This window comes from Pseudomonas sp. H1_G08 (assembly GCF_054681355.1).
Map to the genome: position 1 here is coordinate 3,058,046 of NZ_CP162822.1, position 20,312 is coordinate 3,078,357.

General features: G+C 60.4%; 20 protein-coding genes. 9 read left to right on the top strand and 11 right to left on the bottom strand.

The window, feature by feature from the left end; genetic code table 11:
* Position 1 precedes the first annotated feature (1 nt).
* Both AB4N85_RS13820 and AB4N85_RS13825 read left to right on the top strand, forming a co-directional pair.
* The gene (locus AB4N85_RS13820; protein ID WP_150637697.1) at positions 2–1,288 is read left to right on the top strand and encodes an NAD(P)/FAD-dependent oxidoreductase; all 1,287 of its coding nucleotides are present in this window, start codon (positions 2–4) and stop codon (positions 1,286–1,288) included.
* Positions 1,285–1,686, top strand: coding sequence for a GtrA family protein (locus AB4N85_RS13825; RefSeq protein WP_224787285.1), 402 nt, complete (start codon positions 1,285–1,287; stop codon positions 1,684–1,686). Before AB4N85_RS13820 ends, AB4N85_RS13825 begins: the two co-directional genes overlap by 4 nt.
* Before the next feature lie 113 nt (positions 1,687–1,799).
* Here the strand turns inward: AB4N85_RS13825 and mtnA are convergent, their stop codons facing one another.
* A complete protein-coding gene (mtnA, locus tag AB4N85_RS13830) occupies positions 1,800–2,876 on the bottom strand; it encodes an S-methyl-5-thioribose-1-phosphate isomerase (RefSeq protein ID WP_236168428.1) in 1,077 nt (358 codons plus the stop codon).
* 108 nt (positions 2,877–2,984) lie between these two features.
* On the opposite strand from mtnA, the gene AB4N85_RS13835 reads away from it, so the two are divergent.
* The 4 genes from AB4N85_RS13835 to AB4N85_RS13850 all read left to right on the top strand — a co-directional run bounded on the left by AB4N85_RS13835 (position 2,985) and on the right by AB4N85_RS13850 (position 6,673).
* Complete coding sequence (locus AB4N85_RS13835) at positions 2,985–4,319, top strand: TRZ/ATZ family hydrolase (RefSeq protein ID WP_460064737.1); 1,335 nt, start codon at positions 2,985–2,987, stop codon at positions 4,317–4,319.
* A 56-nt stretch (positions 4,320–4,375) separates the two neighbouring features.
* Positions 4,376–5,074, top strand: a complete 699-nt coding sequence (gene ubiG / locus AB4N85_RS13840; RefSeq protein ID WP_024013875.1) for a bifunctional 2-polyprenyl-6-hydroxyphenol methylase/3-demethylubiquinol 3-O-methyltransferase UbiG — start codon at positions 4,376–4,378, stop codon at positions 5,072–5,074.
* A gap of 4 nt (positions 5,075–5,078) precedes the next feature.
* The gene (gene mupP, locus AB4N85_RS13845) at positions 5,079–5,750 is read left to right on the top strand and encodes an N-acetylmuramic acid 6-phosphate phosphatase MupP (protein ID WP_056788340.1); all 672 of its coding nucleotides are present in this window, start codon (positions 5,079–5,081) and stop codon (positions 5,748–5,750) included.
* A 182-nt stretch (positions 5,751–5,932) separates the two neighbouring features.
* Positions 5,933–6,673 (top strand): YciK family oxidoreductase, encoded by a 741-nt coding sequence (locus AB4N85_RS13850; RefSeq protein ID WP_024013876.1) that lies wholly within the window; start codon positions 5,933–5,935, stop codon positions 6,671–6,673.
* Here the strand turns inward: AB4N85_RS13850 and AB4N85_RS13855 are convergent.
* The gene (locus AB4N85_RS13855) at positions 6,660–6,878 is read right to left on the bottom strand and encodes a hypothetical protein (protein WP_156388199.1); all 219 of its coding nucleotides are present in this window, start codon (positions 6,876–6,878) and stop codon (positions 6,660–6,662) included. The genes AB4N85_RS13850 and AB4N85_RS13855 overlap by 14 nt on opposite strands.
* 157 nt (positions 6,879–7,035) lie before the next feature.
* On the opposite strand from AB4N85_RS13855, the gene AB4N85_RS13860 reads away from it, so the two are divergent.
* Positions 7,036–7,962 carry a GGDEF domain-containing protein gene (locus AB4N85_RS13860; protein WP_150742552.1) on the top strand — a complete coding sequence of 309 codons (927 nt, stop codon included), beginning with the start codon at positions 7,036–7,038 and terminating at the stop codon, positions 7,960–7,962.
* Positions 7,963–8,064: 102 nt separating this feature from the next.
* Here the strand turns inward: AB4N85_RS13860 and AB4N85_RS13865 are convergent, their stop codons facing one another.
* The 7 genes from AB4N85_RS13865 to AB4N85_RS13895 all read right to left on the bottom strand — a co-directional run bounded on the left by AB4N85_RS13865 (position 8,065) and on the right by AB4N85_RS13895 (position 15,872).
* Positions 8,065–8,826: a TenA family transcriptional regulator gene (locus tag AB4N85_RS13865; RefSeq protein ID WP_460064744.1), complete on the bottom strand. Its 762-nt coding sequence runs from the start codon at positions 8,824–8,826 to the stop codon at positions 8,065–8,067.
* Positions 8,827–8,905: 79 nt separating this feature from the next.
* Entirely contained in the window at positions 8,906–11,365 is a 2,460-nt protein-coding gene (locus AB4N85_RS13870; protein ID WP_041478266.1) for an EAL domain-containing protein, read from the bottom strand.
* A 137-nt stretch (positions 11,366–11,502) separates the two neighbouring features.
* Entirely contained in the window at positions 11,503–13,320 is a 1,818-nt protein-coding gene (locus tag AB4N85_RS13875; protein WP_252882471.1) for an ABC transporter ATP-binding protein, read from the bottom strand.
* Positions 13,313–13,915: a DsbA family protein gene (locus AB4N85_RS13880; RefSeq protein WP_178372427.1), complete on the bottom strand. Its 603-nt coding sequence runs from the start codon at positions 13,913–13,915 to the stop codon at positions 13,313–13,315. Before AB4N85_RS13880 ends, AB4N85_RS13875 begins: the two co-directional genes overlap by 8 nt.
* A 35-nt stretch (positions 13,916–13,950) precedes the next feature.
* On the bottom strand, positions 13,951–14,892 hold the full coding sequence (gene trhO, locus AB4N85_RS13885) for an oxygen-dependent tRNA uridine(34) hydroxylase TrhO (protein WP_041478261.1): 942 nt from the start codon (positions 14,890–14,892) through the stop codon (positions 13,951–13,953).
* Positions 14,893–15,044: 152 nt separating this feature from the next.
* Positions 15,045–15,344, bottom strand: a complete 300-nt coding sequence (locus tag AB4N85_RS13890; RefSeq protein WP_016770935.1) for a BolA family protein — start codon at positions 15,342–15,344, stop codon at positions 15,045–15,047.
* 12 nt (positions 15,345–15,356) lie between these two features.
* On the bottom strand, positions 15,357–15,872 hold the full coding sequence (locus AB4N85_RS13895; RefSeq protein ID WP_016770936.1) for a DUF2059 domain-containing protein: 516 nt from the start codon (positions 15,870–15,872) through the stop codon (positions 15,357–15,359).
* Positions 15,873–16,063: 191 nt separating this feature from the next.
* On the opposite strand from AB4N85_RS13895, the gene AB4N85_RS13900 reads away from it, so the two are divergent.
* Positions 16,064–17,458 (top strand): class II fumarate hydratase, encoded by a 1,395-nt coding sequence (locus AB4N85_RS13900; RefSeq protein ID WP_056788329.1) that lies wholly within the window; start codon positions 16,064–16,066, stop codon positions 17,456–17,458.
* Between the two features lie 108 nt (positions 17,459–17,566).
* Here the strand turns inward: AB4N85_RS13900 and AB4N85_RS13905 are convergent, their stop codons facing one another.
* Positions 17,567–18,526, bottom strand: coding sequence for a DMT family transporter (locus AB4N85_RS13905; protein WP_460064750.1), 960 nt, complete (start codon positions 18,524–18,526; stop codon positions 17,567–17,569).
* Between the two features lie 208 nt (positions 18,527–18,734).
* On the opposite strand from AB4N85_RS13905, the gene AB4N85_RS13910 reads away from it, so the two are divergent.
* Positions 18,735–18,926 carry a DUF6316 family protein gene (locus AB4N85_RS13910; RefSeq protein WP_130902159.1) on the top strand — a complete coding sequence of 64 codons (192 nt, stop codon included), beginning with the start codon at positions 18,735–18,737 and terminating at the stop codon, positions 18,924–18,926.
* Between the two features lie 103 nt (positions 18,927–19,029).
* On the opposite strand, the gene AB4N85_RS13915 is transcribed toward AB4N85_RS13910, so the two are convergent.
* On the bottom strand, positions 19,030–20,214 hold the full coding sequence (locus AB4N85_RS13915; RefSeq protein WP_460064752.1) for a thiolase family protein: 1,185 nt from the start codon (positions 20,212–20,214) through the stop codon (positions 19,030–19,032).
* Positions 20,215–20,312 lie beyond the last annotated feature (98 nt).

The following is a 20,312-nucleotide window of genomic DNA, read 5'->3' on the forward strand; positions in this document are numbered from 1 at the left end:
CATGGCGCAACGAATTGCCGTTCTTGGTGCAGGCCCAATGGGATTGGCCGTGGCCTATCAGTTGGCACGCGATGGCCATACACCCGTCATTTTCGAAGCCGATGACCGTGTAGGCGGGATGACCGCGCCCTTCGATTTTTCGGGCCTGAGTATTGAGCGCTACTATCACTTCCACTGCATTTCCGACCACGCCTTTCTTAAAGTTCTGGACGAACTGGGCCTGGCTGGGGAAATGCGCTGGACCGAAACCAAAATGGGCTACTGGTATCAGAACCGACTTCAGGCCTGGGGCAACCCAATCGCGCTGCTGAAGTTCAAAGGACTGAGCCTGACAGCCAAATTCCGTTACGGTCTGCATGCGTTTCTGTCAACCAAGCGCAACGACTGGAAGCCGCTGGACAATGTTGAAGCGACTGGCTGGATCAAGCGCTGGGTGGGTAACGAAGCGTGGGAAGTGCTTTGGCGTCGCCTGTTCGACTATAAGTTCTATGACCACACTGGCAACCTCTCCGCGGCTTGGATCTGGAGCCGCATTCGCCGCATTGGCAGATCCCGGTACAGCCTTTTCAAGGAGAAACTGGGCTATCTGGAGGGCGGATCGGAAACACTGCTGAATGCGCTGGCACAGGATATTCGCCAACACGGTGGTGAAATCCGCTTGAAAGCCCCAGTCACTCGAGTAGTGATCGAAAATGGCGCGGTAAAAGGCGTCGAGGTTGAGGGCATGGTCGAGCCATTCGACAAAGTCATCAGCACCATTCCGCTACCTTACGTGCCAAAAGTCATGCCCGATCTGCCTGACGAGATATTGCAGCGTTTCAAGGCGCTGAAAAATATCGCGGTAGTGTGTGTCATTGTAAAATTGCGCAAGGCATTGACAGAGAACTTCTGGCTAAACACCAATGACCCTGAAATGGATATTCCAGGGCTGGTCGAATACAGCAACTTACGTCCGATGGAAGAACACATTGTCTATGTGCCTTTCTACGTACCGGGCGAGCATCCAAAATTTCAGGAACCTAACGAAGTGTTCCTGGATAAAGTTCGTCGATATCTAAAGAAAATCAATCCGGCACTGACCGATGATGACTTCATTGATATTTATGCCAGCCGCTACCGTTACGCCCAACCCATCTGTGATCCTGGCTATCTCGATCGGTTGCCACCGGTACAGTTACCGGTAACGGGTCTATGGGTCGCGGACACGTCTTATTACTACCCTGAAGATCGAGGCATCTCTGAAAGTATCGATTTCGGGCGAAAAATGGCCAAGGATGCTGCAGAGTGAAAGAAACACTGATGAGCCGGCAGTTCCTGGCGTTTCTTGTGACGGGCGGCACCGCTGCCGCCGTCAACTTTTGCTCCAGACTGCTCTACAGCCTTTGGTTCGACTTTTCGACAGCTGTCATTCTGGCTTACATCACCGGGATGATTACGGCGTTTGTACTGGCCAGGCTTTTTGTGTTCCGCGACAGTAGCCAATCAACGCACCGATCGGCGTTTTTTTTCATACTGGTGAATCTCGTCGCGGTGGCACAAACCTGGTTGATCAGCCTGGGGCTTGCACACTATTTACTTCCCGCGATGGGAATCACACTTTTTGCCAACGAGATCGCTCATGCGGTCGGCATCATAGTTCCAGTGTTTACCAGCTATTTGGGACATAAACGCTGGTCGTTCAAGTAATGCGCTGACGGCTGCAAAAAATGTCAGCCGACGCGTCTGCACCTCCCTATTCATGACAGTACTGGCTGCGATCCGAAGCCCGTACTGTCATGACCAGGTTTTCTTCCATCCTTTCAATGCAAACGCTTGCGGCACATCAGCTGGGCCATTTTCGCGGTGTCCGGGCGCTCGACGATGCCTTTCTCGGTGACGATCGCATCGATCAGATCCGCCGGGGTGACATCAAACACCGGGTTGAACGCTTCAACATCGGCACCGACGCGTTTACCGCCAACTTCAAGCAGTTCGGCGCCATCACGCTCTTCGATCGGGATGTCATCGCCGCTGGCGAGGTTCATGTCGATGGTCGAACTCGGCGCCACCACCATGAAGCGCACGCCGTGGTGCATGGCGTTGACCGCCAGTTGATAGGTGCCGATCTTGTTCGCCACGTCGCCATTGGCGGTGATGCGGTCAGCGCCGACGATCACCCAGGTCACGCCTTTGGTTTTCATGATGTGCGCGGCGGCGGAGTCGGCATTCAGGGTCACCGGGATGCCTTCGTTGGCCAGTTCCCACGCGGTCAGCCGCGAGCCCTGCAGCCACGGCCGAGTCTCGTCGGCATAGACGCGTTCGACCATGCCTTCTATATAAGCCGCGCGGATCACTCCCAGCGCAGTTCCGAACCCACCGGTGGCCAGCGCGCCGGTGTTGCAGTGGGTCAGGATGGCTTGAGCGTTGCCCTGATGCTTGCGAATCAGATCGACGCCAAGCTGCGCCATGGTCAGGTTGGCCTCGCGGTCGCTTTCATGAATGGCGATAGCTTCGGCTTCCAGCGCCGCCAGCGGATCGGCGTTGCTTTTCAGGCGATCCAGGCGATCGTGCATGCGGCCCAGCGCCCAGAACAGATTGACCGCGGTCGGACGCGAATCTGCCAACAGCGCGAAATCCTCTTCCAGTGCCGTGTACCAGTCGCCGCCCTCGGCAATCCGCGCCCGCGCCGCGAGGACGATGCCATAGGCCGCACTGATGCCAATAGCCGGCGCGCCACGCACGACCATCGAGCGAATCGCTTCGGCCACGCCGGCGGCGCTGGTGTAGGCGATCCAGTTTTCCTCGAACGGCAAAATACGCTGATCCAGCAGGTGCAGCGCGCCATCACGCCAATCGATGGCCTTTACTTTCTCCGCAGCCAACAGTCGATCGCGCATCCCACACCCCGCACTCATGAACAAAAGCCGCCGATTATAGCGATCCCCCCGCGAAGACGCTCGGGTATACTTCGCCATCCTTTACAAAAGCACTGGAACCGACCCTCGATGCCGAAACCTGCCATTGCGCTCGACCTGTTATTGCTGCCGACCTGGCTGGTCCCCGTCGAACCTGCAGGCGTGGTGCTCAAGGAGCACGGCCTGGGCATCCGTGACGGTTGCATCGTGTTTATCGGCCCGCGCGCCGAAGCGTTGAAGTGTAACGCGACAGAAATCCGTGAACTGCCGGATGTTCTGTTGGCGCCGGGACTGATCAATGCCCACGGCCACGCGGCGATGACAGTGTTCCGTGGCCTGGCTGACGATCTGCCGCTGATGACCTGGCTGGAAAACCACATCTGGCCGGCCGAAGGCAAATGGGTCGATGAGGATTTCGTCCGCGACGGCACCGATCTGGCCATCGCCGAGCAGATCAAGGGCGGCATCACCTGCTTCTCTGACATGTATTTCTTCCCGAAAGTCGCCAGCGAGCGCGTACACAACAGCGGTATCCGCGCGCAGATCGCCATTCCGATCCTCGATTTCCCGATCCCCGGCGCCAGCAGTGCCGACGAAGCCATTCGTCAGGGCGTCGAATTGTTCGGGGATCTCAAGCATCACGAACGCATCAAGATTACTTTCGGCCCTCACGCACCCTACACCGTCGGTGATGAGAACCTGGAGAAAATCAGGGTGATCGCCGAGGAGCTGGACGCTTCGATCCATATGCATGTGCATGAAACCGCATTCGAAGTGCAGCAGGCCGTCGAGCAGACCGGCGAACGGCCACTGGCGCGCCTGGGCCGCCTTGGCCTGCTCGGCCCGCGCTTCCAGGCGGTGCACATGACCCAGATCAGCGATGACGACCTCGCGCTGCTGGTAGAAAGCAACAGCAGCGTGATCCACTGCCCGGAATCCAACCTCAAACTGGCCAGCGGCTTCTGCCCGGTCGAACGTTTGTGGCAGGCTGGGGTGAACGTTGCCGTCGGCACCGATGGCGCGGCGAGCAACAATGATCTGGACCTGCTCGGCGAAACCCGCACCGCCGCCCTGCTGGCCAAAGCCGTCGCCGGCTCTGCCACCGCGCTGGACGCTCATCGCGCCTTGCGCATGGCCACCCTCAATGGCGCCCGTGCGCTGGGGATCGAGGCGCAGGTCGGCTCGCTGGAGATCGGCAAAGCCGCAGACATCGTCGCTTTCGACCTGTCCGGCCTGGCGCAGCAACCGGTGTATGACCCGGTGTCGCAGCTGATCTATGCGACCGGGCGTGATTGCGTGAAACACCTGTGGGTTGCCGGCAAGCAACTGCTCGACGACCGGCGCCTGACCCGCATGGACGAACAACAGCTGGGCGAGACCGCCCGCCACTGGGGCCAGCGCATCAGCGGCCACACCGAATCGTAAACACCGCGGCGCAATATCCGCGGCTACAGCCTTTTTCAAGTTTTAGAGGATTTAACATGAGCAACGTCGACCACGCCGAAATCGCCAAATTCGAGGCCCTTGCCCATCGCTGGTGGGACCGTGAAAGCGAATTCAAGCCGCTGCACGACATCAACCCGCTGCGGGTCAACTGGATCGACGAACGAGTCAATCTGGCCGGCAAGAAAGTCCTCGACGTCGGTTGCGGCGGCGGCATCCTCAGCGAAGCCATGGCTCAGCGCGGCGCCACCGTGATGGGCATCGACATGGGCGAAGCGCCGCTGGCGGTCGCACAACTGCATCAGCTGGAATCCGGGGTCAGCGTCGAATACCGGCAGATCACCGCCGAAGCCCTCGCCGACGAAATGCCCGAGCAGTTTGACGTGGTCACCTGCCTGGAAATGCTCGAGCACGTGCCGGATCCATCCTCGGTGATCCGCGCCTGCTTCCGCATGGTCAAGCCGGGCGGCCAGGTGTTCTTCTCGACCATCAACCGCAACCCGAAGGCGTATCTGTTCGCGATCATCGGCGCCGAATACATCATGAAGCTGCTGCCGCGCGGCACCCACGACTTCAAGAAATTCATCCGCCCCTCCGAGCTCGGCGCGTGGAGCCGCATGGCTGGCCTGACCGTCAAGGACATCATCGGCCTGACCTACAACCCGCTGACCAAGCACTACAAGCTGGCCAACGACGTTGACGTCAACTACATGATCCAGACCCTGCGCGAGGAATAAGCCGATGGCCATCAGAGCGGTACTTTTCGACATGGACGGCACCCTGCTCGACACCGCGCCGGACTTCATCGCCATCTGCCAGGCGATGCGCGTCGATCGCGGTCTGCCGCCGATCAACGACAAGCACATCCGCGACGAAATTTCCGGCGGCGCCAAGGCCATGGTCGCGGTGACGTTCTCGATGGATCCGGAATCGCCGGGCTTTGAGGAGCTGCGTCTGGAGTTTCTCGAGCGCTATCTGGTCGGCTGCGCAGTGCACAGCAAGCTGTTCGACGGCATGGGCGAACTGCTCGCTGACATCGAAAAGGCCAACCTGATCTGGGGCGTGGTCACCAACAAACCGTTGCGTTTCGCCGAGCCGATCATGCAGCGTCTGGGGCTGGCCGAGCGTTCGGCGCTGCTGATCTGCCCGGATCATGTGAAGAACAGCAAGCCGGATCCGGAGCCGCTGATCCTCGCCTGCAAGATGCTTGATCTGGATCCGTCGACCGTGCTGTTTATCGGCGATGATCTGCGCGATATCGAATCGGGCCGCGATGCCGGCACCAAAACCGCTGCGGTGACCTACGGCTACATCCACCCGGACGACAACCCACGGCACTGGGGCGCGGACGTTGTGGTAGATCACCCGCTGGAGTTGCGCAAGGTGCTCGATAGCGCGCTGTGCAGTTGCTGACCTGACTGTTGCAAATTCCCTGTGTGGCGAGGGGATTTATCCCCGCTGGGCTGCGAAGCGGCCCCCGCTTTTATCCAGGCGATGTGACACACAGGTTTTGCGACGGCTTCGCCGCCGAACGGGGATAAATCCCCTCGCCACTGGGTGAAGCAGGTCTTCATGAAATGGACTATGAGGTTTTTATGTTTGATTACACCGCTCGCCCTGAATTGCTCAAGGATCGGGTCATTCTGGTCACCGGTGCCGGGCGTGGCATCGGCGCGGCTGCGGCGAAGACCTATGCCGCACACGGCGCCACTGTGCTGCTGCTGGGCAAGACCGAAGCCAATCTGACGGAGGTCTACGACGAAATCGAGGCTGCCGGTCATCCGCAACCAGCGGTGATCCCGTTCAACCTCGAGACCGCCCTGCCCCATCAGTACGATGAGCTGGCGGCGATGATCGAAACCGAGTTCGGCCATCTTGACGGCCTGCTGCACAACGCTTCGATCATCGGCCCGCGCACGCCGATCGAGCAACTGTCCGGCGAAAACTTCATGCGTGTCATGCAGGTCAACGTCAACGCGATGTTCATGTTGACCAGCACCCTGCTGCCGTTGCTCAAGCTGTCCCAGGATGCTTCGGTGGTGTTCACCTCCAGCAGCGTCGGGCGCAAGGGTCGCGCATACTGGGGCGCCTACGGTGTGTCGAAATTTGCCACCGAGGGCCTGATGCAAACCCTGGCCGATGAAGTGGAAGGCGTTGCGCCGGTACGCTCCAACAGCATCAACCCGGGCGGCACGCGCACCAGCATGCGCGCGCAGGCGTATCCGGGGGAAAATCCGCTGAACAACCCGACACCGGAAGAGATCATGCCTGTGTATCTGTACCTGATGGGCCCCGACAGCGCAGGCGTTAATGGCCAGGCGTTCAACGCCCAATAACGCCATACGTCGCATTTGTTGCCGCGGCAGAATGCTGTCGCGGCAAGCCATTGCCGCTCATAACCGTCACACAGCCGCCAAAAACCCAGCGCGGCTGCTTGGCATTCGCCAGCAAGTCATTGATTCGAAAAGCTTTAAATAAAATCGAACCGAATGGCACGCCTTTCGCTCTAAATTCCCTCAAAACATGCCGTGTGATGGCCATGGGGCAAACGCCGATTTCGATAGCTGACTGATCGTCTTGCGGCAGACTAAACTTACGCCAAACGTCCTACGGGACTGATGGATCAGTACGACGCGCAGCCCATAGCCGCTCTCACCCAGCCTGTAAGACAGACTTACTGCTTAGGGGCTCACGCCATATGAAATCTCCTTCCCAGACCCATGCAATTGACTTTGACAGTGCCAAATTGCAGCGCCTGGGCTTCGGTCAACTACCGGCGCTGATCGAGCGCCCGACCAGCCTGGCGCAACTGCGTCAGCAAATGAGCCTGCAACTGCAAACCAGCCTTGAGCCACAGCGCATCCTTGGCCTGTTCTTTCGCGAAATTCAACGCCTGGTGCCGCTGGACGCGCTCAGCTATGTGCATCAGGCCAGTGACTTGCGCCTGGAGTTCGGCACACGCGGCCACCACTCGGTCAGCTACACCCTGAGCCACGAAGGCGAGCACATGGGCGAGCTGGTCTTCCGCCGCAATCAGCGTTTCAACAACAAGGAACAGGGCGACCTCGAGTCGCTGCTGTCCTGCCTGCTGTACCCGATGCGCAACGCCCTGCTCTATCGCGCCGCGACCCAGAGTGCCTTGCGCGACCCGTTGACCGGTGCTGGCAACCGGGTAGCCATGGAGCAGACCTTGCAGCGCGAGATCGACATGTCGCGCCGCCATGCGCAACCGCTGTCGGTGCTGATGCTCGATATCGACCACTTCAAACGCGTCAATGATGACCACGGGCATGGCGCCGGTGATGACGTGCTCAGAGCCATTGCCGCGTCGATCAAGGCGCAACTGCGCAATGTCGACATGGTGTTCCGTTATGGCGGCGAAGAGTTTCTGATCCTGCTGTCCAACACCGGTCGCGAAGCGGCGGCGATGGTCGGCGAGCGTTTGCGCCAGGCGACGCAGTCAGAGGAATATTTTGCCGATGGCCAGTTGATCGAGATCACCGTGAGCCTGGGATGCTCGACGTTGTTGCCGGGCGAGTCGGCAGACAGCTTGCTGCGCCGGGCCGACAGTGCGTTATATGTCGCAAAGCGCGAGGGGCGGAACCGGCTGGCGATGGCCGGCTAAAAATCATTGTGGGAGCGAGCCTGCTCGCGAAGAGGGAGGGTCAGACAACGATTCGTTGAATGACCCATCGCTTTCGCGAGCAGGCTCGCTCCCACAGTTCGATCAGCTTTCGGCTACGGTCCTGCGCTCGCGGTTGACCAGCAAGCGCTCCGAAGTTTCAAGCTGCATGCACCGCTCCAGAAACAGGTACATGTAGTCATAACTCTTGCAGATCGCCTGCCGCAGCTCGGCCTGCAACGCCTTGCTCGGGCTCATGCCGGCCAGGGTGCAGATGATTTCCAGCGCTTCCCACGGATGGGCATCGTCGTACTGGGCATGCATCTTCAACCACTTCATCGCGCGCTTGCGATCTTCTTCCGGAAACGCCGCCGCGTAGACCCCGGTCGAGCAGACCACCGCTGACCACTCCCCGGTCGCCCCTTCGATCGCATAGTTGGTCGCGGCAATCGCCACGATCAGCGAATCCGCCGAGCTGGTGTGCCAGCACCAGTGACTCAGAGCATGCAGCTCCGGCGGCACTTGCTGGGCCTGGAGATCTTCGAGACTGACGCCATGGGCGCGACTCCAGTGCATCCAGTAGTCGGCGTGATTGAGTTCGACGCGGATGTTGCGCATCAGCCAGCGCCGCGCCATGTCTTCGCCGGGATGGCGGGCAAAGCGGGTCTTGGTGAGGTTCTGCGCCATGTACAAGGCAAACTGCTCGACCACCGGCCAGCCGCCGATGAGGTACTGGCGCATGGTTTTCGCGCTGAGTCTGTTGTCACGCATGCGCTGATAAAGTTCATGTTCGACAACCCGGCGCTTGCTCTCGCTGCAATCCTTGATGAGCTGTTGCGCCCAGGCAGGATAACTTGCAGCTTCCATGAGGGGTCCGGTTCGGTTGAATGTGTCGATCACTGTTCGGCTCCTTTTGAGTTGTGATGGCAAGGATCGGCGAGAGACTTCAACGGAACGTGCCAGGCGCTTTGAACAACAACGGCTGCGGTCTGGCAGGACGACTTTGCAAACTGTCACAGGTAAACAACTGCGGACGCTCGATGACATACCCCTGAGCGTAATCCACACCTATTTCAAGCAATGCCTGTTCGATCTGGTTAGTTTCAACAAACTCGGCAATTGTCTGCTTACCCATAACATGACCGATGTGATTGATCACTTCGACCATTGCCCGATTAATCGGGTCGTCCAGCATATCCTTTACGAAACTCCCGTCGATCTTCAGGAAGTCTACAGGCAAATGTTTCAAGTAAGCGAATGAAGACATTCCGGCACAAAAGTCATCCAGAGAAAAGTGACAACCTAAGCCTTTGAGTTCATTGATAAAACGAATTGCACTACCAAGATTTGCAATTGCACTGGTTTCGGTAATTTCAAAACAAATCATTTCAGGCGGTATAGCGTAGTTAACAAACTGTTCCCGCAGGAAGTGCAAAAACGCGTCATCTCCTATAGTAATGCCTGACAGATTAATCGCACACATTGCCAAAGGAAGTTCATGTTCCTGTTCAATACACTGGGCAATAACCTTGAAAACGTTTTGAACTACCCAGCGATCTAACTGGGTCATCAAACCATAACGCTCCGCCGCCGGAATAAAGCTGTCAGGCAAAATCATTCGTCCGGATTCATCATGCAGGCGCAGGAGAATTTCGATGTGTCCGGCCTGGCCGGGTTGCGGCTTGAGCGGCGCGATCTGCTGGGCATAAAGGCAGAAGCGGTTTTCTTCGAGCGCCATGTGCAGCCTTTGCACCCAAGCCATTTCACCGAAGCGCATGGACAGTTCGGAGTCGTCCGCATGATAGACCTGCACGCGGTTGCGGCCCTTTTCCTTGGCCATGTAGCAAGCCATGTCCGCCGCACGCAGGGAGGCTTCCAGGGTGGTCGGATTCTGCGCGACATGTACCAGACCAATACTGACGGTGGTCAGGAACGGCCGTCCTTTCCAGACAAAATGCAGATTCTGCACGGTCTGACGCAGGCTTTCGGCAATCTTCTCCGCGATGTCCGGCGGGCAGTTCTCGAGCAAAATCCCGAATTCGTCGCCGCCCAGTCGCGCCAGGGTGTCGCCCTCGCGCAGGTCTGATTGCAACAGCGTGCAGATATGCCGCAGCAGTTCATCGCCCGCCGCGTGCCCGCAGGTGTCGTTGACCAGTTTGAACTGGTCCAGATCGAGGAACATCAGTGCATGCCGGCCGGGCTGGCGTGTCAGGTTGTGCAAGGCCTGTTCGAGGCGATATTCGAATTCGCGGCGGTTCGCCAGACCGGTCAGCGCATCGTGAGTCGCCTGCCAGGAGAGATTGGCGATGTATTGCCGCTCCTGAGTCATGTCGTGCAGCACCAGCACCGTGCCGCTGACGTTGCCGGCATTGCGGATCGGCGCTCCGACCAGGGTCACCGACAGGGTGCTGCCGTCCAGCCGCTGGATCAGCTTGGAATGTTCGCTGCCGCCGCTGAGCTGGCCGCTGAGAATGTGCTCGATCAACGTCAGCCCTTCGGTCTGGGCGTTATCGTCGAGCAGGTTGAACAGCGCCGACAACGGCAGCCCCGCCGCCTGCTCGGCCTTCCAGTGCGTCATGGCCTCGGCGGCGGGGTTCATGTAATCGATCGCGCCGTTGACGTCGGTGGTGATCACGCCATCGCCAATCGATTGCAAGGTGATGTGCGCGCGATCCTTCTCCAGTTGCAGCGCCTGGGCAAATTCATGCCGTTGCCTGAGCAGTTTGTGCGTGCGCCACAGCGCCAGCGCGATCAGACCCAGCGCGGTGGCCAGGTTGGTGAACAACAGCAGGCGCATGATCACCCGCGAGCCTTCGCCCAAGGCATCGCTGAAAGCCCTGGCCGCTGGGGTGACTGCATCGTTGATGGCGAAGATCTGTAACTTCCAGCGCTGCACATCGCCCGGGCTGGCCTGGTTCTGCGCAATGCCCTGGTGCATCTCCTGCGCGACTTCGTGCAATCGGTCGAGATAGGCATCGCCAATCGTCCAGCGATCGATCGCGGTTTCCAGATAACTGTAGTGGCGAAAATTGAGGTACAGCCAGATGACGCTGGAGACATCGTCCGGATGATTACCGCCCTTGAGAATGCCTTCGCGCGCCGCTTGCAGATCCGGCGGCTGACGATCCAGTGCCAGGCGCAATTGGTGCCCGCCCTGGGGCACGGCGATCGCCGTCAGGTATTTGCGGTAGATCGCCTCGTCGCGGCTGTCGGCGTAGAGGTTGAGGTAATAGATGGCGTCTTTCTGGCCCTTGGACCACAGGCTTTCGCCAGCGACGTAGCCTCGCACGGCCGAAAGCACGTAAAGGCTCACGCCCCCCAGTAATGCCTGGAACACCACGACAGCAATAAAGGGCCAGACGATACCCAACAACCGTGGTGTTCCCAGAGTCTGCTTTTGCTTCATGAGATTCCTTGCATGAGCACTGCCCGCTCGCCTTCCGGGCGAATTCGCTATGACGAGACTAGGTGGGGTTCTCGTTCAAGGCAAGGCGCGGCGTTACACCGCGCGCAGAACCTCTGACAGGTCGGCAAGGGTTTCGATCAGTGCTGTTGCAAGTTGCCGTAGAGCTTGGCGTACAGACCGCCGTCGGCGATCAGTTGGCGATGGTCGCCGTCCTCGGCGATCTGCCCGCCGTCGAACACCAGTACGCGGTCGGCCTGCTTCACCGCCGACAGGCGATGGGCAATGATCAGCGTGGTGCGGCCATGGAGAAACTTCGCCATCGCCTGGTGCAGGTTGTACTCGGTGGCAGCGTCGAGGGCCGAGGTGGCTTCGTCGAGAATCACCACTTTCGGCTCGGCGAGAATCATCCGCGCAATCGCCAGACGCTGGCGCTGGCCGCCGGACAAACGCACGCCGGAACGCCCGACGATGCTGTCGAGGCCATCGGGCAGCGCGCGGATGGTCGCGGCCATTTGCGCGATTTCCAGCGCCTGCCAGCAGGCTTCGTCGCTACGCATGCGGCCCATGGTCAGGTTGGCGCGCACGCTGTCGTTGAACAGCGCCGGATGCTGCAGCACCACCGCGACGTTCTCGCGTACCGTCTCCAGGCCAATCTCCTGCTGGGTCGATCCGCCGAAGCGGATGGTCCCGGCCGCTGGCGTGTACAGACCCAGCAGCAACTGCACCAAGGTGCTTTTGCCGCCGCCGCTCGCCCCGACAATCGCGACTTTTTCGCCGGGCAGGATCGACAGGTTCATCTGATCCAGCACCAGCTCGTCGCCATAACCGAAGCTCAGGCCTTGCACCTCGATGCCGACGGTGTCGCGCCCCTTGAACGGATCGACGCCGCCGGGATACTGCGGCTCGTCGGCACGCGCCAGCAGTTCATTGATCCGCGTCAGCGCACCGCCCGCCGCGTAGTAGGCGTATTGCAGATTGAGCAGTTGTTCGACCGGGCCGATCATGAACCACAGGTAGCTGAACACCGCGAGCATCTGCCCGATCGACAGGTCGGAAAACAGCACGGTGAGCATCGCCGCCGCGCGGAAGATGTCGATGCCGAACTGGAACAGCAAACCACTGGCGCGGTTCGAGGCGTCGGTTTTCCACTGCGAGTTGACTGCGTAGTTGCGTACTTCCTGCGCGCGCACACCGAGGCGCCCGAGGAAATAGCCCTGACGATTGCCCGCGCGCACTTCCTGAATCGCATCGAGGGTTTCGCTCAGGGCCTGGGTGAAACGCGAGGTGCTGTCGTTTTCCAGCTTCTTCAGATGCTTGACGCGTTTGCCCAACTGCACCGTGGCATAGATCACCAACGGGTTGAACAGCAGAATCAGCAGCGCCAGCTTCCAGTGCATCCACATGAGGATGCTGGCGGTGCCGACCAGGGTCAGCATCGCGACGAGGAAGCGGCTGAGGGTTTCGCCGACGAATTTGTCGAGGGTATCCAGATCGGTGACCAAATGCGTGGTTACTGTGCCGCTGCCGAGGCTTTCGTATTCGCCGAGGGAAATGCGCTTGAGCCGCTCGATCAGGCGTACGCGAATGCGGTAGACGATGTCCTTGGCCAGGCGCGCGAACAGCCGCGATTGCAACACGCCAAAACACAGGGCGCTGCAACGCAAGGTCAGGGTCACCACCAACATCAGGCCGATATAACCCGCCGCCTGCTGCCACATGCTCGGCAGAAAATGATTCATGACTTTCAGTGCGGCATCGCCGTGGCCGAGCAGCACTTCGTCGACCAGCAACGGCAGCAGCAACGGGATCGGCACGCTGCACAGCGTCGCCAGCACGGCCACGCCGTTGGCGATCCACAGGGATTTCTTGTGATGCAGTGCCAGACGCCGGACTTCAGCCCAGCTCAGCCGGTCGACACGCTCTACGGCTGGCGTGTCATCGGCGCGGTCAGACACAGGCCGCGCGCTCCAGCCAGCGGCCGAGCAACGGCGACAGCTCGCTGAGCGGTTGATAGCCGTTGGTCAGCAGCGCCAGTTGCCCGTTGCGCTCGGCCAGCAGGGTCGGAAAACCGGCGATGCCCAAGTCCTGCACCCAGGTGAAGTCGGCTTGGGTCGCCCTGTGCTGATCGGCATGATCGAACAACGCCGCGAATTCGATACGCGGCACACCGGCCTGCTCCGCCAACTCGACCAGCACGCTGGCCTGGGTGACATCGCGACCTTCGGCGTAAAACGCCTGCTGGATCAGCCCGACCAATGTCCACGCGCAATCCGGCGCCAGACTGCGCGCGGTGACAATGGCGCGACAGGCAGGCTCGGTGTCGTAGACAAAACCGTCAGGCAACGCGCCGTCGAACTTGAACGGCTGGCCGGTGGCCTCGGTGACCGCTTGCCAGTGCTCGAGAATGTAGCGCCGCGTGGTCGGCTCCAGCGCCGAACCGCTGCCGGTGCGCAGACCGCCGACCACCAGATGCAGCTCGACCCCGGCTGCCTGCGCCTGCTCGACCAGTGCCTTGGCCACCGGAGCAAACCCCCAGCACCATGAACACATCGGATCCATCACATAGAGCAGGCGCGCAGACATGATTAAGCCTCGGAAGATGCTTGCTTATAGTTGTAGCCGATCGGGTGCGGCTGATTGCGTGCCTTGGCCAGTTCGATCTGCTTTTGCCGATCGATGGCGCTGCGCCGGGTTTTCTCGCTGAGCTTGTCCCAGCAATGCGGGCAACTGATGCCGGCGACGTAGTGCTCGGAGGCGCGATCTTCAACGCTGACCGGCGTGCGGCAGGCATGACATTGATCGTAGTCGCCTTCCGTCAGGTCGTGACGCACGGTGACGCGGTTGTCGAAGACGAAGCAGTCGCCGCGCCATTTGGTTTCTTCCTGCGGCACCTCTTCGAGGTACTTCAGGATGCCGCCCTTGAGGTGGTAGACCTCTTCGAAGCCTTCGCCGAGCATGTAGCTCGAGGCTTTCTCGCAGCGAATGCCGCCGGTGCAGAACATCGCGACCTTCTTGTGCACGGCCGGGTCGAAGTGTTCTTTGATGTAGTCGGGAAACTCGCGAAAACTGGTGGTTTTCGGATCGATGGCGCCTTCGAAGGTACCGATCGACACTTCGTAGTCGTTGCGCGTGTCGATCAGCAGCACTTCCGGGTCGCTGATCAGCGCGTTCCAGTCTTGCGGCTCGACGTAAGTGCCGACCTTTTTGTTCGGGTCAACGCCTTCGACACCGAGGGTGACGATCTCTTTCTTCAGCTTGACCTTGGTGCGATAGAACGGCTGTTCGTCGCAGTACGATTCCTTGTGGTCAATGTCGACCATGCGCGGATCGTTCTTGAGCCAGGCGAGCAGACCGTCAATGCCTTCGCGGCTGCCGGAAACCGTACCGTTGATGCCTTCTTCGGCGATCAGCAGAGTGCCTTTGATGCCGTTGTCGACCATCGCTTGCAGCAGTGGCTCGCGCAGGTCAACGTAATCTTCGAGGGTGACGAACTTATACAGTGCCGCCACGACAATCGGTTGTGTCATGGGTATTTCTCCAGGTGGCTACCCTCGCAAAGGGTGAACCGGATTCAATAAAAAACGCGCCGGCTAAGCGGCGCGTTGCGGATTCTAGCAAAAAACATCACCGCCTGCGGCTGTGCCCTGTAGGAGCTGCCGAAGGCTGCGATCTTTTGATCTTAATGTTTGCTACCGCCGGCACAGGTCGGCGACGCCGGAGCGCCGTCGATCTCTGCCCATTCCTGCGGGGTGTAGGTGTGCAGCGCCAACGCATGGAACTCGCCCATCAGCTCGCCGAGCGTGCCGTAGACTTTCTGGTGGCGCTTGACCCGGTTCAGGCCTTCGAACTGCGCGCTGACCACCACCGCCTTGTAGTGGGTCTGTGACCCGCGACTGTGCATGTGGCTTTCGTCCAGCACTTGCAGGTGCTCAGGCTGTAACAGAGCCAGCGTCGATTCGATGCGTTGTTGCATGGTCATCACGAACTCCGCTTACTTCTTCTTGGCTGGCGCCGCGGCCGGGGTCAGCTCTTTGGTCATGTCGTCGAGCAGCTTGTTGACCACTGGCACCGCGCTTTCCAGTTTGCCCTGGGTCATCTGCGCCGACTGCTGGGTCAGCTGCGGCATTTTTTCCAGGACTTTCTTGCCCAGTGGCGACTGGTAGAAGGCAACCAGATCTTTCAGCTCGGATTCGCTGAAGTTGCTGGTGTAGAGCTTGACCATGTCGGGCTTGAGCTTGTTCCAGCCGATGGCCTGGTCCAGCGCGGCGTTGGCCTTGGCCTGGTAGGTTTCGAGCACGGCTTTCTTCGACTCAGGGGCTTTGGTCTGTTCAAAGCGCTGGGCGAACATTTGCTGCACTTGCATGTACACCGGGGTACCCAGCTTGTCAGCGTGAGCCAGCGTCAGGAAAGCTTCGGCACTGGCGTTGTGGCTGGCGGTATCGGCAAGCACCTGGCCGCTGGCGCAAACCAGTGCAACCGCGGTACAGATGGCGCGAAGACGAGTCATCGAGTTTCCTTTAAGCAAAGCGAGGTCGAACCCCAAGGGCGACCATTCTGCGCCTAACAATCGCTATGGCTCAACCCCCGGCCCTTGCCGCGCTTGATTGGCGGGGTTTTGCGGTCAACAATCGAGCCGATGGAACCACCCGGGCCGATGCCGGCCTAAATTGCGCCAACAGACCAACAGGAGTGTGCACGATGAGCCGTATCGAAACCGACAGCCTGGGCCAGATCGAGGTCCCGGACGACGCTTACTGGGGTGCTCAGACGCAACGCTCGCTGATCAACTTCGCAATCGGTCAGGAACGCATGCCGCTACCGGTGCTGCACGCCCTGGCGCTGATCAAGAAAGCCGCCGCACGGGTCAACGACCGCAACGGCGACCTGCCCGCCGACATCGCTCGCCTGATCGAACAGGCCGCCGATGAAGTGCTCGCCGGCGAGCATGACGAGCAGTTCCCGCTGGTGGTCTGGCAGACCGGCAGCGGTACCCAGAGCAACATGAACGTCAACGAAGTGATCGCCGGTCGCGCCAACGAACTGGCCGGCAACCCGCGCGGCGGCAAGTCGCCGGTGCACCCGAACGATCACGTCAATCGCTCGCAAAGTTCCAACGACTGCTTCCCCACCGCCATGAGCATCGCCACCGCCAAAGCGGTGCAGGAACAACTGCTGCCGGCGATTGCCGAGCTGTCCGGCGGCCTCGCTGAACTGGCGGCACGGCACATGAAACTGGTGAAGACCGGGCGCACGCACATGATGGACGCGACGCCGATCACCTTCGGTCAGGAATTGTCCGGCTTCATCGCGCAACTGGATTACGCCGAGCGCGCCATCCGCGCCGCGCTGCCGGCGGTCTGCGAACTGGCGCAGGGCGGCACTGCGGTCGGCACCGGGCTGAATTCGCCGCACGGCTTCGGTGAGGCGATTGCCGCTGAACTCGCAGCACTGTCCGGTCTGCCGTTCGTCACCGCGCCGAACAAGTTCGCTGCACTGGCCGGCCATGAGCCGCTGGTGACCCTGTCCGGCGCACTGAAAACCCTCGCCGTGGCCTTGATGAAAATCGCCAACGACTTGCGTCTGCTGGGCTCAGGTCCTCGCGCAGGTTTTGCTGAAGTGAAGCTGCCGGCCAACGAACCGGGCAGTTCGATCATGCCCGGCAAGGTCAACCCGACCCAGTGCGAAGCGCTGTCGATGCTCGCCTGCCAGGTGCTCGGCAATGACGTGGCGATCGGTTTTGCCGCCAGTCAGGGGCACTTGCAGTTGAACGTGTTCAAACCGGTGATCATTCACAATCTGCTGCAATCGATCCGTCTGCTCGGCGACGGTTGCAGCAACTTCCAGCAGCACTGCATCGCCGGGCTCGAGCCGGATGCGGAGGTCATGGCCAGGCATCTGGAACGTGGGCTGATGCTGGTGACCGCGCTGAACCCGCACATCGGTTATGACAAGTCGGCGGAGATCGCCAAGAAGGCTTACAGCGAAGGGCTGACTTTGCGTGAGGCGGCGTTGCAGCTGGGTTATCTGACTGATGAAGAGTTCGATGCCTGGGTGCGCCCGGAGAACATGATCGAGGCCGGGGCCAAGGGCTGAGTCATGTAGCGCCTGAAAGTCCGTCTTCGCGAGCAGGCTCGCTCCCACAGGAAAATTGCATTGCAAAGTGGGAGCGAGCCTGCTCGCGAATACAGGCGCCGCCGATCGTCAGCCTGGCACAACCCTGGCCCGCCGCGCCCTGAGCCCGGCAATCAACGATGGCCCCAACGCCACCAGCGCCGAACCCAGCACCACCAGCACCGCCCCGCCATAGCCCAGCGCATTGATCTGCTCGGCATGCACAAAGTCCGGCCAGATCCGCGCCGCAATCGCCACCGCAACAAACGTCACCAGCGGCGTGATCGCCAGCGTCGCACTGACCCGCGAGGCTTCCCAGTGCGCCAGCGCTTCGGCGAATGCGCCGTAGGCGATCAAGGTGTTCATGCAGCACGCCAGCAACAGCCAGCCCTGCAACGGGCTCAAGTTGAGCGCTTCAAGTGGATGTACCCACGGCGTCAGCAAGAGCCCGCAGAACAGGTAGATCACCATCATCACCTGCAACGAATTCCACACCGTGAGCAATTGCTTCTGGCCCAGCGCATAGAAGGTCCAGACCGTCGACGCCAGCAGCACCAAGAGCACGCCGGCGGTGTAATCAGACAGCGAAGTCAGCAGCTCGGCCAGGCGCTGATTGAAGAACAGGCCAAAGCCGATCAGCAACACCAGCAAGCCGATGCCCTGACCGATGCTGAAGCGTTCCCTGAACACGAAAAGACTAGCGATCAGCAGCATGATCGGACCCATTTGCACCACAAGTTGCGCGGTGCCGGGGCTGAGCAGATTGAGGCCCATCAGGTACAGCACGTAATTGCCGACCAGCCCCAACACCGCCATCAGCACCAGCCAGCCGCCCTTTGGCCCGAGCACCTTGCGACTCGGCAGGCGCTTGACCGAAGCCAGATAAATGAACAGGCAGCCGCCGGAAACCATCAGACGAAACCAGGTCACCGTGACCGGATCCATCACCAGCAACACCTGTTTGAGCTTGATCGGCAGGATGCCCCACAGAAACGCGGTCAGCAGCGCCAGGAACAGTCCGTACACCCAGCGCCCCGATGAAATGTGCATGCGAACCCCAAAAGCCTGCTGACAAGAGCCTGCATTCTAGGCGCCCTGTCCCGTGCAACACAGGGACAGTTGCCGCCAGGCCGCGAATGAAACTGTGCAGGTCGCAGCAGTAAACCGGCGCGCCGCCGTTGATCGGCCGGGCAGGCGCGCCAAGTGCTTCAGGCATAAGCTGATTGCAGACTTTTCAACACATATCAGGGAGACCGACATGTACGCCATGCGCGCCGAGGACAGCGCCCCCGCCACCCGTTTTCGCAGCGACCGCGTGTGCCGGGTCAATGGCGAGCTGTATTTCAGCACCCGGGAAAATACCCTTGAGGGGCCGTTTGACGGTCAGGTGATCGAGCGGGAGATTCAGGCTTATATAGCGCGGATGCAGCGGCGGGATTCCAGCCGCTGAACCGTGGCGCTGCCTTCGCGAGCAGGCTCGCTCCCACAGGGGAATGCGATCACCTGTGGGAGCGAGCCTGCTCGCGAAGGGGCCTGAACGGGCAACCAATCCTTTAGCGCACCGCCTCAAACAACCCACTCGCCCCCATCCCGCCACCCACGCACATGGTGACGATGCCGTAGCGCAGATTGCGCCGCTGCAATTCCCGGATCAGATGCCCTACCTGGCGCGAGCCGGTCATGCCGAACGGGTGGCCGATGGAAATCGAGCCGCCGTTGATGTTGTATTTGTCGTTGTCGATCTCCAGCCGGTCGCGGCTGTACAGGCACTGCGAAGCAAACGCCTCGTTCAATTCCCACAGATCGATATCCGCCACTTGCAGGCCCTTGGCCTTGAGCAGTTTCGGCACCGAGAACACCGGGCCGATGCCCATTTCGTCCGGCTCGCAACCGGCGACGGTGAAGCCACGGAAAAACGCCTTCGGCTTGAGCCCCAGCTCCAGCGCTTTGTCCAGACTCATCACCAGTGTCATCGACGCACCGTCGGACAGCTGCGAGGAATTGCCCGCCGTCACCGAACCGTCGTCGGCGAACACCGGTTTCAGTCCGGCAAGGCTTTCGTAGGTGGTGTCCGGGCGGTTGCAGTCGTCGCGCTCGACGACGCCGTCGACAATCCGCACTTCACCGCTGTTCTTGTCCTCGACCCGATATTTCACCGCCATCGGCACGATTTCATCGTCGAACAGACCGGCAGCCTGGGCCTGCGCGGTACGGATCTGGCTTTGCAGCGCATAGCGATCCTGCGCCTCACGACTGACATCGTAACGGCGCGCCACTACTTCGGCGGTCTGGCCCATGGTGTAGTAGATGCCGGGAGTCTGTTGCTTGAGCAGCGGGTTGATCAGGTGATCGGTGTTGACGCTCTTCAGGGTCAGGCTGATCGACTCGACGCCGCCGGCGACGATGATGTCGCTGCAACCGGAGGCGACCTGGTTGGCGGCAATCGCGATCGCCTGTAAACCCGACGAGCAGAAACGGTTGAGGGTCATGCCGGCAGTGCCGGTGCCCAGGCGCGACAGTACCGCGACGTTGCGGCCGATGTTGTAGCCCTGCGCGCCCTCGTTGGAGCCGGCGCCGACGATGCAGTCCTCAACGCTGGCCGGGTCGATATCGTTGCGGGTCAGCAGCGCATTGACGCAGTGGGCCGCCATGTCATCGGGGCGGGTCTGGTTGAACTTGCCGCGAAAGGATTTGGCCAGGCCGGTCCGCACGCTGTCGACGATCACCACTTCACGCATGGCATACCTCATTGTTGTTGTCGGTTGAGAGTGGACCTGAGCATAAGTCCACCTTCTTGCCGACCGCGAGGATCATTCACCCGGCATATGCGCAGCCA